13 protein-coding genes, 2 tRNA genes and 1 pseudogene are annotated in these 13,249 nt (G+C 75.3%); 7 read left to right on the top strand and 9 right to left on the bottom strand.

The annotated features are described in order from the left end of the window. Window positions 1-16: 16 nt before the first annotated feature. Window positions 17-577 (bottom strand): HIT family protein, encoded by a 561-nt coding sequence (locus ABD973_RS26560; RefSeq protein WP_125603369.1) that lies wholly within the window; start codon window positions 575-577, stop codon window positions 17-19. An 80-nt stretch (window positions 578-657) separates the two neighbouring features. Further along, window positions 658-2,634, bottom strand: coding sequence for a threonine--tRNA ligase (gene thrS, locus ABD973_RS26555; RefSeq protein WP_125603368.1), 1,977 nt, complete (start codon window positions 2,632-2,634; stop codon window positions 658-660). Window positions 2,635-2,874: 240 nt separating this feature from the next. Between thrS and ABD973_RS26550 the strand changes: the two genes are divergently transcribed. Next, the gene (locus ABD973_RS26550) at window positions 2,875-3,342 is read left to right on the top strand and encodes a GNAT family N-acetyltransferase (RefSeq protein ID WP_345502482.1); all 468 of its coding nucleotides are present in this window, start codon (window positions 2,875-2,877) and stop codon (window positions 3,340-3,342) included. 83 nt (window positions 3,343-3,425) lie between these two features. Continuing rightward, window positions 3,426-4,136 carry a hypothetical protein gene (locus ABD973_RS26545; protein ID WP_345502480.1) on the top strand — a complete coding sequence of 237 codons (711 nt, stop codon included), beginning with the start codon at window positions 3,426-3,428 and terminating at the stop codon, window positions 4,134-4,136. Here ABD973_RS26545 and ABD973_RS26540 read toward each other — a convergent pair. Together ABD973_RS26540 and ABD973_RS26535 are read right to left on the bottom strand one after the other, a co-directional pair. Beyond that, window positions 4,133-5,338, bottom strand: a complete 1,206-nt coding sequence (locus tag ABD973_RS26540) for a hypothetical protein (RefSeq protein WP_241253173.1) — start codon at window positions 5,336-5,338, stop codon at window positions 4,133-4,135. The genes ABD973_RS26545 and ABD973_RS26540 overlap by 4 nt on opposite strands. Continuing rightward, window positions 5,338-5,916 (bottom strand): DUF4365 domain-containing protein, encoded by a 579-nt coding sequence (locus ABD973_RS26535; protein ID WP_125605234.1) that lies wholly within the window; start codon window positions 5,914-5,916, stop codon window positions 5,338-5,340. The genes ABD973_RS26540 and ABD973_RS26535 overlap by 1 nt, the downstream gene beginning before the upstream one ends. Before the next feature lie 230 nt (window positions 5,917-6,146). Between ABD973_RS26535 and ABD973_RS26530 the strand changes: the two genes are divergently transcribed. Beyond that, window positions 6,147-6,872 (top strand): 3'-5' exonuclease, encoded by a 726-nt coding sequence (locus tag ABD973_RS26530; RefSeq protein WP_125820542.1) that lies wholly within the window; start codon window positions 6,147-6,149, stop codon window positions 6,870-6,872. Between the two features lie 80 nt (window positions 6,873-6,952). On the opposite strand, the gene ABD973_RS26525 is transcribed toward ABD973_RS26530, so the two are convergent. Together ABD973_RS26525 and ABD973_RS26520 are read right to left on the bottom strand one after the other, a co-directional pair. After that, window positions 6,953-7,024 (bottom strand) — tRNA-Val (locus ABD973_RS26525). 38 nt (window positions 7,025-7,062) lie between these two features. Next, the gene (locus tag ABD973_RS26520; protein WP_125820543.1) at window positions 7,063-7,536 is read right to left on the bottom strand and encodes an SRPBCC family protein; all 474 of its coding nucleotides are present in this window, start codon (window positions 7,534-7,536) and stop codon (window positions 7,063-7,065) included. 119 nt (window positions 7,537-7,655) lie between these two features. Here ABD973_RS26520 and ABD973_RS26515 point away from each other — a divergent pair. Continuing rightward, a pseudogene (locus tag ABD973_RS26515) lies at window positions 7,656-10,047 on the top strand (SCO7613 C-terminal domain-containing membrane protein). 122 nt (window positions 10,048-10,169) lie between these two features. On the opposite strand, the gene ABD973_RS26505 reads toward ABD973_RS26515, so the two are convergent. Both ABD973_RS26505 and ABD973_RS26500 read right to left on the bottom strand, forming a co-directional pair. Continuing rightward, a tRNA-Val gene (locus tag ABD973_RS26505) sits at window positions 10,170-10,241 on the bottom strand. A 69-nt stretch (window positions 10,242-10,310) separates the two neighbouring features. After that, window positions 10,311-10,751, bottom strand: a complete 441-nt coding sequence (locus ABD973_RS26500; RefSeq protein ID WP_125820545.1) for a TIGR02611 family protein — start codon at window positions 10,749-10,751, stop codon at window positions 10,311-10,313. A 177-nt stretch (window positions 10,752-10,928) separates the two neighbouring features. Here ABD973_RS26500 and ABD973_RS26495 point away from each other — a divergent pair, with 177 nt between their 5' ends. Then, complete coding sequence (locus ABD973_RS26495; RefSeq protein WP_030011909.1) at window positions 10,929-11,342, top strand: SsgA family sporulation/cell division regulator; 414 nt, start codon at window positions 10,929-10,931, stop codon at window positions 11,340-11,342. A gap of 211 nt (window positions 11,343-11,553) precedes the next feature. Beyond that, a complete protein-coding gene (locus tag ABD973_RS26490) occupies window positions 11,554-12,180 on the top strand; it encodes a CGNR zinc finger domain-containing protein (RefSeq protein WP_125597141.1) in 627 nt (208 codons plus the stop codon). Here ABD973_RS26490 and ABD973_RS26485 read toward each other — a convergent pair. Then, complete coding sequence (locus ABD973_RS26485) at window positions 12,121-12,336, bottom strand: hypothetical protein (protein ID WP_125820546.1); 216 nt, start codon at window positions 12,334-12,336, stop codon at window positions 12,121-12,123. The genes ABD973_RS26490 and ABD973_RS26485 overlap by 60 nt on opposite strands. Window positions 12,337-12,586: 250 nt before the next feature. On the opposite strand from ABD973_RS26485, the gene ABD973_RS26480 reads away from it, so the two are divergent. Further along, window positions 12,587-13,249, top strand: coding sequence for a dioxygenase family protein (locus ABD973_RS26480; RefSeq protein WP_345502469.1), 663 nt, complete (start codon window positions 12,587-12,589; stop codon window positions 13,247-13,249).

Below are 13,249 nucleotides of genomic sequence, written 5' to 3'. Positions count from 1 at the left end.
GCGGGGCCCGGGCCGGTCAGTCGTTCGGCCAGGCGTCGGCGAGCATCTGGCGGGTGTCCGCGAGCAGTTGCGGCAGGACCTTGGTGTGACCGACGACCGGCATGAAGTTCGTGTCGCCGCCCCAGCGGGGCACGATGTGCTGGTGTAGGTGCGCGGCGATGCCGGCGCCGGCGGCGCTGCCCTGGTTGAGTCCGATGTTGAAGCCGTGCGCGCCCGAGGCCTTCCGCAGCGCGACCATGGCCCGCTTGGTCAGGTCCGCCAGCTCCGCCGTCTCGGGGCCGTCGAGCTCCGTGTAGTCGGCGACGTGCCGGTACGGGACGACCATCAGGTGGCCGCCGTTGTAGGGGTAGAGGTTCAGCACCGCGAAGACGTGCTTGCCCCGCGCCACGATCAGGCCGTCCTGGTCGGACATCTCCGGGATCCCGCAGAAGGGGCAGCCGTCCCCGGCTTCCGGGCCGGTCGGCTTGTTCTCGCCCTGGATGTAGGCCATCCGATGGGGGGTCCACAGTCGCTGGAACCCGTCGTGCGTGCCCACACCGTTCTGCCGCTCCGGCTCAATCGTCATGCCATGCAGCATATGACCTCGTCCGGAGGAACGAGCGGGGCCCCCGGAAAGTGATCGCTTTCCGGGGGCCCCGCTCGTGGGTGCGGCCTGGATCAGACCTGGACGCGGTCGGCGACGACCTTGGCCAGCTTCGCCAGCGCCTCGTCCTTCGGGATGCCGTTCTCCTGCGAACCGTCGCGGTAGCGGAAGGAGACGGTGCCCGCGGCCATGTCCTCGTCACCGACGATGATCATGAAGGGGACCTTGAGCTTCTGGTGGTTGCGGATCTTCTTCTGCATCCGGTCGGAGGACGCGTCCACCTCGACCCGCAGGCCCTGCTTCTTCGCCTCGGCGGCGAACTCCCGCAGGTAGTCCACGTGCCCGTCGCCGATCGGGATGCCGACCGCCTGGACCGGGGCCAGCCACGGCGGCATGGCGCCCGCGTAGTGCTCCAGCAGCACGGCGAAGAACCGCTCGATGGAGCCGAACAGCGCACGGTGGATCATGACGGGGCGCTGGCGGGAGCCGTCCGGGCCGGTGTACTCCAGGTCGAAGCGCTCCGGCAGGTTGAAGTCCAGCTGGACGGTCGACATCTGCCAGGTGCGGCCGATGGCGTCGCGCGCCTGCACGGAGATCTTCGGGCCGTAGAAGGCCGCGCCGCCCGGGTCGGGGGTCAGCGGGAGGCCCTGCTTCTCGGCGACCTGCTGGAGGACCGCGGTGGCCTCCTCCCAGACCTCGTCCGAGCCGACGAACTTCTCCGGGTCCTTGGTGGACAGCTCGAGGTAGAAGTCGGTCAGACCGTAGTCGCGCAGCAGGTTCAGCACGAAGGTGAGCGTGCGGTCGAGCTCCTCGGCCATCTGCTCACGGGTGCAGTAGATGTGCGCGTCGTCCTGGGTGAAGCCGCGGGCCCGGGTCAGGCCGTGGACCACGCCCGACTTCTCGTACCGGTACACGGTGCCGAACTCGAACAGGCGCAGCGGGAGCTCACGGTAGGAGCGGCCGCGCGCGTCGAAGATCAGGTTGTGCATCGGGCAGTTCATGGGCTTGAGGTAGTAGTCGGTACCACCGTCGAGCTGCATGGGGGGGTACATGCCCTCCGCGTACCAGTCCAGGTGGCCGCTCTTCTCGAAGAGGGCGCCCTTGGTGGCGTGCGGGGAGTAGACGAACTCGTAGCCCTCCTCCTCGTGCCGGCGGCGCGAGTAGTCCTCCATCACCCGGCGGATGATGCCGCCGCGCGGGTGGAAGACGGCGAGGCCGGAGCCGATCTCGTCCGGGATGGAGAAGAGGTCGAGCTCGTTGCCGAGCTTGCGGTGGTCGCGCTTCTCGGCCTCGGCGAGGAAGTCGAGGTGCGCCTTCAGCTCCTCCTTCGAGGGCCAGGCGGTGCCGTAGATGCGCTGGAGCATCGGGTTCTTCTCGCTGCCGCGCCAGTAGGCGGCCGCGTTGCGCATCAGCTTGAACGCCGGGATGTTGCGGGTGGTGGGCAGGTGGGGACCGCGGCAGAGGTCCTTCCAGCACAGCTCGCCGGTCTTGGCGTCCAGGTTGTCGTAGATGGTCAGCTCGCCGCCGCCCACCTCGACGTCGGCGCCGTCGTCGCTCGACGCGGAGCCCTTGATGCCGATGAGCTCCAGCTTGTACGGCTCGTCCGCGAGCTCCTCGCGGGCCGCCTCGTCGGAGACCACGCGGCGGGCGAACTTCTGCCCGCGCTTCTGGATCTCCTGCATCTTCTTCTCGATGGTCTTCAGGTCATCGGGGGTGAAGGGCTTGGCGACGTCGAAGTCGTAGTAGAAGCCGTCGCGGACCGGCGGGCCGATGCCCAGCTTGGCCTCGGGGAACAGCTCCTGCACGGCCTGCGCCATGACGTGCGCGGTCGAGTGGCGCAGGATGTTGAGGCCGTCCTCGGAGGAGATCTCCACCGGCTCGACGGTCTCGCCGTCCTTCACCTCGTACGAGAGGTCCTTCAGCTCACCGGCGATGCGCGCGGCGACGATGGTGCGCTCGCCGGCGAAGAGCTCCGCCGCCGTAGTGCCCGTGGCCACCACGCGCTCGTCCCGCTCGGAATCGCGTTGGATGATCACACGGACGTCTGACACCGGTCTCTCCTGACTCAGGGGGCACGCGAGCGAACGCTGCGCGCCTGAATCGTACCGAGCCGAGTGGCCGCGCCGCGAAACGGTTACCGGCGGCGCACCCGAGCCCGGCCGCGGGGCCCGCCGGCGGGCGGGCACCGGCCCGGCCCCCGCCCCGCGGCGGGCCGGGAAATTCCCGCGGCCCGCCGCCGCGGCGCGGGTAGCGTGGCCGTTCCCGCCCGACCCCCGAAAGGAGCGGCCGCGATGCCGCAGCCCCGCCCGCTGGACCTCGCCGACGACGCGACGGCCGCCGCCGTGCACCGGATCGGCCGGGCCGCGTACGCGGTCGAGGCGGAGCTGATCGGCTTCGACGGCATCCCGGCGCTCGCCGAGGGCCTGGAGGAGATGCGGAGGCGGCCGCTGCGCTGGCTGGGCGCGGTGACGGACGCGGGCGCCGTCGCGGGGTTCCTGGCCTGGGAGGAGACGGGGGACGGGGTGTCGGTCGACCGGCTGTGCGTGGACCCGGCCTGGTTCCGCCGGGGCGTCGCCTCGCTGCTGGTGCGCCACGCCCTGGCGGAGCTCTTCCCGGGCCGCCGCGTCGAGGTCACCACGGGCGCGGCCAACGCCCCGGCGGTCGCCCTGTACGAGCGCCTCGGCTTCACCCGGGGCGCGGACTTCTCCCCCGTCCCGGGCCTGCGGATGGCGTCCTTCACGCTGGCCGGGACCAGGTAGCCGCCGCGCGGGGGAACCGGTCGGAGGGCGGGTACGTCCCAGGGGCGCCCGAAGCACAGGGGACCCAGGGGGAACGAGGAACCATGCGCCGTACCGCAGTCACGCTGACCTGTATCGCCGCCGCGCTGCTCACCGGCTGCGGGGCCGCCGGTGGTTCCGGCGCCGGGGCCGGGCCGCCGGCGCCGCCCGCGCCGGTGTCCGTACCGCCCTCGGCAGCGCCGTCCGCGGGCGGGGCGCCGCCCTGCCCGGGGGCCGGCCGCTCCGAGCCGGGCGCGCCGCCCACCACCATCGACGGGACCCCCGCGAACACCCCGGAGGCCCTGAGCCTGTCGCAGGCCGTCGGCGCCCAGGGCTACGGGGCCTTCGCGGACGTGTACGGCACCCACACCACCGACCGGCCCGCCGGCCGGGTCGCGGTGTGCGTGACCGACCTCGCCCGGGGCCGTCTGCTCCTGGAGGCCGCCCGCAAGGCCGACCCCTCCGTGGACCCGGGCCGCGCCGACCTCTACCTGAGCCGCTACACGCACCGCGAACTCAGGGCCGCCGTCGGCCGGCTCACGGCCGACCAGGGCCGGCCGGCCTTCCCGCTGTACACCTTCTCGGCGGCCCGGGACGCGTCCGGGGTCGTGGTGACGAGCACCGAGGCGGGCGCCGCGTCGAAGGACCTGAAGGCCCGGCTGGAGCAGATCACCGGCGGCGTCCCGGTCACGGTCGAACGCGGCGACCCCGCGACCACCCTGGAGGGCGGCAAGCCCCCCAAGAGCCCCGACACCGCCGCCCCGGTGGCGCCCTAGTCGTCCGACGGCAGCACGTCCTCGGCGTCGTAGGCCGCTTCCAGGGACTTCATCAGCCGCTCCCGCTCCATCTCGTCGAGCGGGACCGGCGTCACGTCCGTGGCCCCCGCGAGCCGGCGGAAGCCGCCCCGGCGCGAAAGCCGGCCGCTGACCCGGACCGGCATGCCGGCCAGGTGGGCGTGAACGGCGATCCGGTAGCCCTCCTCGTCGAGCGCGGCCCGTACGTACGGGACGTCCGCGCCCGACAGCACCCGCAGCCGGACCGTGCCCCCGCCGCCCGACGCCGAGCGCCGCATCCGGACCACGGCCCCCGCGAGCCGCACGGCGACGGCCGGCTCGGCCCGGGTGTAGCGGGCGGCGGCCTCGCGCAGCACCGGCAGGTCGCCCGGCGAGAACTCCACCGGCTCGGGCCGGGCCGCGCACCCGGCCGGAACCCCGGCGGCCGGTGCCCAGGCCAGCGTGATCCGGGCGCCTTCGGAGCCCCGGACCAGGGAGACCAGCGCCTCGGCGAGCTCCCGGCTGACGCCCGCCGCCACCGCGGCGTCGAAGGCCTCCATGCCGCCGGTCGCCCTCCGGTAGTCCACCGCCTCCCGCGCCGCGTGCAGCGCGTGGTGCAGCCGCGTCACCACCCCGCGCCCCCCGGCCACGGGTACGTACGCGGCAAGCCGGCGGCCGCCCGGGGCGGGCCCCACCAGGACGCCGTCCAGGAACCGCTCGGCCTGTGCGCGGTGGCGGGCGCCGTAGTACCCGGCGCGGGCGCGGTCGGCGAGGGCACCGGCCAGCAGCAGCCGTCGGGCGGCCGAGCGCAGCCGTTCCTGCGCGGGCCAGGCGGCCTCGCCCTGGAAGCCGTACGGCCCCTGCGGCACCTCCCGCTCCCAGCGGACCTCGTCGCTGGGCACGCTCAGCCCGAGGAGCACCTCCCGCGCGGACGGCACCCCGCTGCGGGACAGCGCGGTGAGCGCCTCCTCCACCAGGTCGGCGCAGTCGGGGAAGCCCCGGTTCTCGGGGACGAGCAGGCTGGTCCCGGTCCGGTCGGGCGGGGTCCAGCGCCCGTAGCGGCCCGCCGCCCCGCCCCGGCGCAGCCAGCCGTGCCGGTGCAGCAGCGCGCCGAGGACCTGCGGGTCGACCTGCCCGGGATCGGGTGTGCCGGGGGCGGGTCCGGGGCGGGGCAGCGGTTCGAGGTGCGCGGGGTACCGGTCCATCAGGGTGTCCCTCCCGACCCGACCCGGGTCATGATCTCGCACAGCGCCCGGTCGTCGAAGATCCGCTCGGTGGGGATCCGTACGGTGGTGCGGCGCCGGCCGGTCACGGGGTGACCGGCGAGGTTGGTCCAGTAGCAGCAGTGCCGCAGGTCGAGCCGGTCGTGGCCGGCGCTCAGCCACTGGTCCCGCTGCCGCGGTACGAGCATCACCACGAGGATCTTGTGGACGGCGACGGGTGTCCGCGCCAGCTTCACCAGGTGCTCGTTGTCCAGGGTGAAGCCGAAGCTGGCCCCGGCGGGGCGGGGCGGTGTCTGGTAGGTCGCCTTCAGCTGCACCTTGATGGTCACCTCGTCGTCGACGACGTGCTCGGGTGCGCCGTGGCTGACGTGCCAGTCGACGCCGTTGTCGGGGAAGGGCTGGGAGAGCGAGCAGCCGGCCGCGGCCGCTACGGCGTGCAGGTAGCCCACCTGGAGGGTCTCCATGCAGGCGGTGGTGGCGAGTGTGCCGCGCAGCGGTCCGGTCGGCGGATCGCCCTGTCCGTGCAGCACCCCGCCCGGTTCGGGCTGTGTGAGCGCCATGGCCGGCTCCCCATGCCTTCCGGGCCCTGCCGTGAACGGTGAACGGGAGTGGCGGGGTGACGACCGGTCATGCGTGCGACCCCCCGAGGGAGTTGTCTCCGCACCCGGCTGCCGCCAAACGGCGTACGGGGCAAACGGCACGGGTATCAGGGACTCGGCGGGGGTCGGCGCGTCATGGGGCGGAGGTGCCCGGTGCGGCCCATCCGCCGACCGGGGACAGGGAGTTCGCCATGACACGCTGGTACGAGGGGCCGCTGGCCGCTTTCGACACGGAGACCACCGGGGTGGACGTCGAGCAGGACCGGATCGTGTCCGCCGCGCTCGTCGTGCAGGAGTGTGCGGGCGGCCGGGTCCGCTCCACGCGGTGGCTGGTCAATCCCGGCGTCCCGGTGCCGCCGGGCGCCACGGAAGTGCACGGTCTGACCGACGAGCACCTCCAGCGCAACGGCCGGTGGCCGGCGCCGGTGGTGGAGGAGATAGCCCGGGCGCTGGGCGAGCAGCAGATGGCGGGGCGGCCGGTGGTGGTGATGAACGCGCCGTTCGACCTGACGCTGCTGGACCGGGAGTTGCGCCGACACCGGGCGTCGTCGCTGGCGCGGTACCTGGACAACAGGCCGCTGACGGTGCTGGATCCGCGGGTGCTGGACAAGCACCTGGACCGCTACCGCAAGGGCCGCCGCACGCTGACGGACCTGTGCGCGCACTACGGGATAGAGCTGGAGGGGGCGCACGACGCCTCGGCGGACGCGCAGGCGGCGCTGGAGGTCGTACGGGCGGTCGGGCGCCGGTTCGCGGCGCGGCTGGAGCGGCTGACCCCGGCGGAGCTGCACACGCTCCAGGCGGTGTGGCACGCGGCCCAGGCGCGGGGGCTCCAGGCGTGGTTCGCCCGGCAGGGCACTCCGGAGGCGGTCGATCCGCACTGGCCGCTGCGCCCGGAGCTGCCGCAGGCCGCCTGACCGGCCGGGTCCGGACCCGGGGAGCGGTGCCGGAGAATGCGGAAGGCCGGTCCGTCATCAGACGGACCGGCCTGTCCCGGTGGGCGATACTGGGATCGAACCAGTGACCCCTTCGGTGTGAACGAAGTGCTCTCCCGCTGAGCTAATCGCCCGGGAACGCACTGAACAATACAAGAGCCTCGGGGCCGGATCAAACCGCTTCGGGCGGGGCGGCCAGCAGGGCCCGCAGGCCGCGCCGCCCGGCCCGCATCATCAGCGCGTGGTTGAGCCGGAACAGCGGCCGGCCGACGAGCGCGAACCTCCGCAGCAGGGCGGCCCGCACCTCGACCTCCTGCTCGTAGACCGCCCGCGTGCGGCCGGCGCCGGCCGCGCCCCGGGGGCGTACGGTCCAGCGCGCCCAGCCCTCGATGTCACCGCTCAGGGCCGCTTCGAGGACCCCGCGCGCCGGGTCGCGGAGCAGGTCGGTGACGGTGACGCGGATCCCGTACGGGAGGACCGAGCGGATCAGCACGGTCCCGGTGCGCCCGTCGATCCGCTCGGCCCGGCGGACCTGGGGCCACCAGTGCGGGTAGCGGGCGGCGTCGGCGAGCAGGGAGTAGACGAGCGCGGGCGGGGCGTCGAGGTCCCACACGCTGCGGAAGCGGTAGTGCGTCCAGCGCGGCATGGTTCCAGTCTGGCCCGCCGGGGCCCTTCGACGGGGGCGGTCTCCCGAGTAGGTACTCACCGTTCATCTGAGTACGCACGCCCATGTCCTGATGGCGTGACGGGCGCCACACTCCGGCTATGGACTCCCCCCTTCCGCCGGCTCACGAGCTGGCGCTCATCGACGGCGAGCTGGCGCGACTGGAGGCCCGGCGCGGCTACTTGCTGGCCCGCCGGGACTGGCTGCTGCGGCTCCTGGCGGCGCAGCCGGTGCCGTCGGGGCGGTTCGGGCCGGCCGCGCCGTTCGGGCCGCCCGTGCCCGTGGCCCCGGCGGCGAAGCCGAGCGCCCAGAACGTGCTGCTGACGCTGGGCGCGGTGCTGCTGGCGGTGGCCGCGCTGGCGTTCACCCTGGTCAGCTGGGGCTCCCTGGGGATCGGCGGGCGCTCGGCGGTGCTGGCGGTGCTGACGGCCGCGGGACTGGCGGCGCCCGCCGCGCTGCTGCGGCGCGGGCTGCGGTCGACGGCCGAGGCGGTCGCGGGGGTGGGGCTGCTGCTGACGGTGCTGGACGCGTACGCGGTGCGCGCGGCCGGGCTGTCCGGTGCCGACGGGGTGGCGTACGCGGCGGGGGCGTCGGCGGTGCTGGCGGCGGGCTGGGCCGGGTACGGGGCGGCCCTGGGCTGGCTGCGGCTGCCGGTGCTCGCCGCGGTGGGGGCCGTGCAGCTGCCGTTGCCGCTGGCGGCGGCCGCTGCGGGGGCCGGCCCGCTGGGGGCCGGCGCGGCGCTGCTCGCGACGGCGGCGCTGGACGCGGCCCTGGCGGTGGCGGTGGCGCGCCGGGCGGTACGGGTGCCCGCGTTGGTGTGCTCGGGGGTGCTGGGCGGGGCGGCGCTGGCGGTGGGGCTGGCGTGGTCCCTCGCGGAGCCGGGCGCGGCCGGGCCGGCGCTGCTGCTGGCGGCGGGGGGCCTGCTGGGCGTGGCGGTGGCCTGGCGCGAGCCGCGGGCTTCGGCGGCCGCCCTGGCCGGGGGCCTGGCGGCGGTGTCGGCGGCCGGGGCGCTGGTCCCGGCCGGGGCGGGCTCCGCGTGGTGGGCGGTGGCGGCGCGGGTGGCGGCGGCGCTCGCGCTGTCGGCGGCTGCGGTGCGGGCGGGCTCGGGCGCGGGTGCCGTCCCGGGGGCGGTGCGGCGCGGGCTGCTGCGGGCGGGGGTGGCGGTGGCCGCCGTCGGGGCGCTCGCGGGGCTGACGGCGGTGGCGGTGGCGCTCGTGGCCCGGGCCGCGGTGCTGCGCGAGGTGTGGGCGGCGACGGCCCCGCAGCAGGCCGGGCCGGGTGCCGGGCCGGCGGCGGCGCTGCTGCTCGCGGCGGGCGCGCTGTGGCTGGCGGGCGGCGGCCCGGCGGGCGGCGCGCTGCCGGCCGGTGCGCTGCCGCGGCCGGTGGCGGGGGCGGCGGCGGTGGTGTGCGGCGGGGCGGCGCTGTTCGCGGCCCCGGTGCGCCCGGGCGTTCCGGTTTGGGCGGTGTTCGCGGCGCAGCTCGGGGTGGTGCTGGCGGCCGGGGTGGCGGCGGTGCGGGCTCCGGCGCGGGAGGTGGCGTTCGCAGCCGGGGGGGTGCGCGGCCGTGGGGGCCCTCAGCGTGTCCCTGGCGGCGCTGGACGGCCGGGCGGCCACCTTCGCGGTGTTCGGGCTGCTGGGCGCCTGCTGCGCGCTGGGAGCCGCCCACAGGGCCGCGGCGGCGGCATTGCGGGCGGGCTGCGCGGTGGCCGCCGTCGGGTACGCGGTGGCGCTGGTGGTGGCGCTGGGCGCGGTGGCGGGGCTGCCCTGGTCCTGGCGGGCGGTGGCGGTGCTGGTGGTCCCGGCGCTGGTGGCGGGGTCGGCGCCCCGGCTGGGTCCGGTGCGGGTGGCCGCGGAGGCGGCGGCGGCCGGAGCGGGGGCCCTGGCGGTGGCGGTGGCTCTGGCGGCGGGTGACGCGCCGGTGCTGGCGCTGGTGCTCGGGCTGGCGGGGGCGGTGTGCGCGGGGGCGGCGTTGCGGCCGGAGCGGCGCGCGCTGGGCTGGGCGGCCGGGGTGCTGTTCACGGCGGCGGCCTGGGTGCGGCTGGCGGCGTGGGGGGTGGCGGTGCCGGAGGCGTACGCGCTGCCGGTGGCGGTGCCGGCGCTCGTGGTGGGGCTGCTGCGCCGCCGCCGGGATCCGGGGGCCTCGTCCTGGTCCGCGTACGGCCCGGGGCTGGGGGCGGCGCTGCTGCCGAGCCTGGTGGCCGCCTGGGGCGACGCGTACTGGCAGCGGCCGCTGCTGCTGGGGACGGCGGCGCTGACCGTCACCCTGGCGGGGGCGCACCGCCGGCTCCGGGCGCCGCTGCTGCTGGGCGGTGCGGTGCTGGCGGCGGTGACGCTGCACGAGCTGGCCCCGTACGTGGTGCAGGTGGTGGGCGTGCTGCCGCGCTGGCTGCCGCCGGCGCTGGCGGGCCTGCTGCTGCTGGTGGTGGGCGCGACGTACGAGAAGCGGCTGCGGGACGCGCGCCGGCTGCGGGCGGCGATCGGGCGGCTGCGCTGAGGGCCGCTACGGGGAGGGCCGCTGCCCCGAGGGCTCCTGCGCCGAGGGCCCGGGGCCGGCGCGGGGAGGGCGTACGGCAGAGGCCCGGAGACTCTTCCGAGTCTCCGGGCCTCTGCTCCGGGTGGGCGATACTGGGTTCGAACCAGTGACCCCTTCGGTGTGAACGAAGTGCTCTCCCACTGAGCTAATCGCCCGGACGCACCGCAAACATTACCGCATGTCAGCGGTGCTCTGTGACCACCCCTGAGCGGGGGACCGGCCGGTCACTGGTCCTTGATGTCCCACGGCAGGGTGAGGCCGTACTTCCACAGGTAGAACCCGATCAGCACGGCCGCTATGGCGAGGCCGACGCTGGTGAGGATGATGTTGCGGCGCCGCACCTTCGGGTCGAGGGCCTTCTGCGCGGCCTCGGTGACCTTGCGCTTGGTCCAGCGCAGGGCGAGGGACGCCCAGGCGAACTCGGTGGCCCAGATCGCGAGGCCGGCGAAGATCGCGACCCAGCCGGGGCCGGGCAGGACGAGCATGGCGACGCCGGCGCCGATGACGGCGAGGCCGACGACGAAGACGCCGACCTGCCAGCTCAGGTGCAGGCTGCGGTTGGCCTTGATGAAGGCGGGTGCCTTCGACTCGTGCTGCGGCGCCTCTTCGGCGGTCGGCTCGCTGTTGGCGGATTCGTTGGTTCCGCGGTCACTCCCCGTATTCATGGCGCCGAATCTACCGGAGTCGGAAGCACACGTGAATGCGGGTTTGGATCCGCCGTCCGAGGGACCCAGAGGTCCGCAAAACGGTCAGAGGGGTTTACAACGGCACCGTAGGTGGCATGTCGATTTCGCCGACGTGCGAATCCCCGAGCGCACACTGAGCGAAAGGCCCTGGCGCTTATGAACACCACGGTCAGCTGCGAGCTGCACCTGCGCCTCGTTGTGTCGAGCGAGTCCTCACTGCCTGTTCCCGCGGGCCTGCGGTATGACACGGCCGATCCCTACGCCGTGCACGCCACCTTCCACACCGGCGCCGAGGAAACGGTCGAATGGGTGTTCGCCCGCGACCTCCTCGCCGAGGGCCTCCACCGGCCCACCGGTACCGGCGACGTCCGCGTCTGGCCGTCCCGCAGCCACGGTCAGGGCGTCGTCTGCATCGCCCTGAGCTCACCGGAGGGAGAAGCGCTGCTCGAAGCACCCGCCCGAGCCCTCGAGTCGTTCCTCAAGCGGACGGACGCCGCGGTCCCACCCGGGACCGAGCACCGGCACTTCGACCTCGACAAGGAGCTGTCCCACATCCTGGCCGAAAGCTGAGCCAGGCCCCCGGCCCGCCACCGTCCGACTCGGGGCGACGGTGCGCGGCGGACAACCACATACGGCAGTGCCGGCGCTGTCTCCGCGGAAGCCACCCGCGGGGGCGGCGCCGGTGTGCTCGGGTACCTTTCCCGCGGTAAGCGCTATTGTCGGCCCCCAGCGGGCGGCAGCGGCCCGCCGCCGCAAGGCCCGGCCCCCAGGGAGCGACCCCGTGCAGATCCCCCACGACACCCGTCGCGCGCTCGACGTCGTCGTCGCGCTGGTGAACACCGCGGCCGAACCGGGGCAGCCGGACGCCCTCTCGGACCTCAAGGCGCTGCGCGGCTTCGTCGAGGAGCACGCGATCAGCGACGTCGGCGAGCTGAGCGCCCGCGACCTCGCCGGGGTGCGGACGGTCCGGGGCAAGTTCGCCCAGGTCTTCGCGGCACCGAACTCCCGTGCGGCCGCCGCGCTGATCAACGAGCTGGTCGCCACGGCCGGCACCACCCCGCAGCTCACCGACCACGACGGCTACGACTGGCACGTGCACTACTTCGCGCCGGGTGCCTCGGTGGGCGACCACCTCGCGGCGGACGGCGGCATGGCGCTGGCCTTCATCGTGGTCTCCGGGGAGCAGGAGCGGCTGCGCCGCTGCGAGGCCCCCGACTGCCGGCGGGCCTTCGTGGACCTGTCCCGGAACCGCTCGCGCCGCTACTGCGACAGCCGGACCTGCGGAAACCGGCTGCACGTGGCCGCGTACCGGGCCCGCCGCAAGGAGGCGGACGTCCGGCCCGAGGGCTCAGAGCAGGTAGAGGTCGTGCAGGGCGGCGAGCAGCAGCAGGGTCCCGACCACCGCTAGGAAGATCATCAGGGGCGGCTGGGAGAGCGCGTAGAGGCACCCGCGCCCTTCGGCCGCGACGGGCGGGGAGGCCTCGGGGGCCAGAGCGGCGGCGGCCCGGGCGATGGGGGCCTCGGAGACGGGAGCCGTCGGCTCACCCTGCGATGTGTCGGGCATGTCGGGGCGATGATCGCGCAGGGCACCCCCGCCCCGCCCCCAACACGCCATGACCGGCGCGGCAGTTCGCCGTCTCTCCCCGGATCAGGTGGTTCGGCGCGGATTCCCGCCCGCACCGGCCGCGCTTGCGCTACGAGGACCCGGTCGGCCGTGTGTCGGTCGCGGGCCCGGCCGCCGGGGTGCGGGACGGTGGGCGCGGTGGGCGGCCGTCCGCGCCGGGCGGCCCGGGCGCACGCGCGAGAGGCTCCGCATGACCGACAAGGGCATTACCCCGACCAGCCGGCGGGCCCTCCTGCTGACCGCCGGATCCGCCGGGCTCGCCGCGCTGACGGCATCCTGCGCCCGCCCGGCCGCACCGGCGCCGTCGGGCGCCGCCCCGGGCTGCGTCCTGGCCGTGACCTCCGGCGCCGGCCCGAACTACTCCGGCCGCGGCCGGACCCGCGCGGACGTCACCGAGGGCCGCGAGGGCGTGCCGCTGCGGCTGGAGCTGACGGTGGTGCGCGTGAAGGACGGCTGCCGGCCGCTGGCGGGCGCCGCCGTCGACATCTGGCAGGCCGACGCGTCGGGCGCGTACTCGGAGGGCAGGCAGACCTGGCTGCGCGGGGTCCAGGTCACCGACGCCGCCGGCCGCTGCGTCTTCGAGACGATCGTGCCGGGCTGGTACGCGGGGCTGGCGCCGCACATCCACTTCAAGGTCCGGCCCGACGAGCGCTCCGAGACGACCTCGCAGTTCTTCCTGCCCGACGCCTTCCTGAAGGAGGTCTACGGGCGGCAGCCGTACGCGCGCCGCAAGGCCCCCCGCGACCCGAACGGCAACGACGACCGCTACCGGGCCGCCGACGGGAAGATGACCCTGACCCCCGCCCCGGACGGCACCGGCTACCGCGCGGCGTTCACCGTGGGCCTCGCGTAG

The organism is Streptomyces racemochromogenes (assembly GCF_039535215.1).
Classification (GTDB): Bacteria; Actinomycetota; Actinomycetes; order Streptomycetales; family Streptomycetaceae; genus Streptomyces; species Streptomyces racemochromogenes.
This window is presented reverse-complemented; position numbering and strand designations above follow the sequence as displayed.

What these genes read in the sequence shown, in the direction of transcription:
- ABD973_RS26560 (WP_125603369.1), bottom strand. Translation starts at nt 577, where the DNA reads ATGCTGCATGGCATGACGATTGAGCCGGAGCGGCAGAACGGTGTGGGC.
- ABD973_RS26550 (WP_345502482.1), top strand. Translation starts at nt 2,875, where the DNA reads ATGCCGCAGCCCCGCCCGCTGGACCTCGCCGACGACGCGACGGCCGCC.
- ABD973_RS26545 (WP_345502480.1), top strand. Translation starts at nt 3,426, where the DNA reads ATGCGCCGTACCGCAGTCACGCTGACCTGTATCGCCGCCGCGCTGCTC.
- ABD973_RS26540 (WP_241253173.1), bottom strand. Translation starts at nt 5,338, where the DNA reads ATGGACCGGTACCCCGCGCACCTCGAACCGCTGCCCCGCCCCGGACCC.
- ABD973_RS26535 (WP_125605234.1), bottom strand. Translation starts at nt 5,916, where the DNA reads ATGGCGCTCACACAGCCCGAACCGGGCGGGGTGCTGCACGGACAGGGC.
- ABD973_RS26530 (WP_125820542.1), top strand. Translation starts at nt 6,147, where the DNA reads ATGACACGCTGGTACGAGGGGCCGCTGGCCGCTTTCGACACGGAGACC.
- ABD973_RS26520 (WP_125820543.1), bottom strand. Translation starts at nt 7,536, where the DNA reads ATGCCGCGCTGGACGCACTACCGCTTCCGCAGCGTGTGGGACCTCGAC.
- ABD973_RS26500 (WP_125820545.1), bottom strand. Translation starts at nt 10,751, where the DNA reads ATGAATACGGGGAGTGACCGCGGAACCAACGAATCCGCCAACAGCGAG.
- ABD973_RS26495 (WP_030011909.1), top strand. Translation starts at nt 10,929, where the DNA reads ATGAACACCACGGTCAGCTGCGAGCTGCACCTGCGCCTCGTTGTGTCG.
- ABD973_RS26485 (WP_125820546.1), bottom strand. Translation starts at nt 12,336, where the DNA reads ATGCCCGACACATCGCAGGGTGAGCCGACGGCTCCCGTCTCCGAGGCC.
- ABD973_RS26480 (WP_345502469.1), top strand. Translation starts at nt 12,587, where the DNA reads ATGACCGACAAGGGCATTACCCCGACCAGCCGGCGGGCCCTCCTGCTG.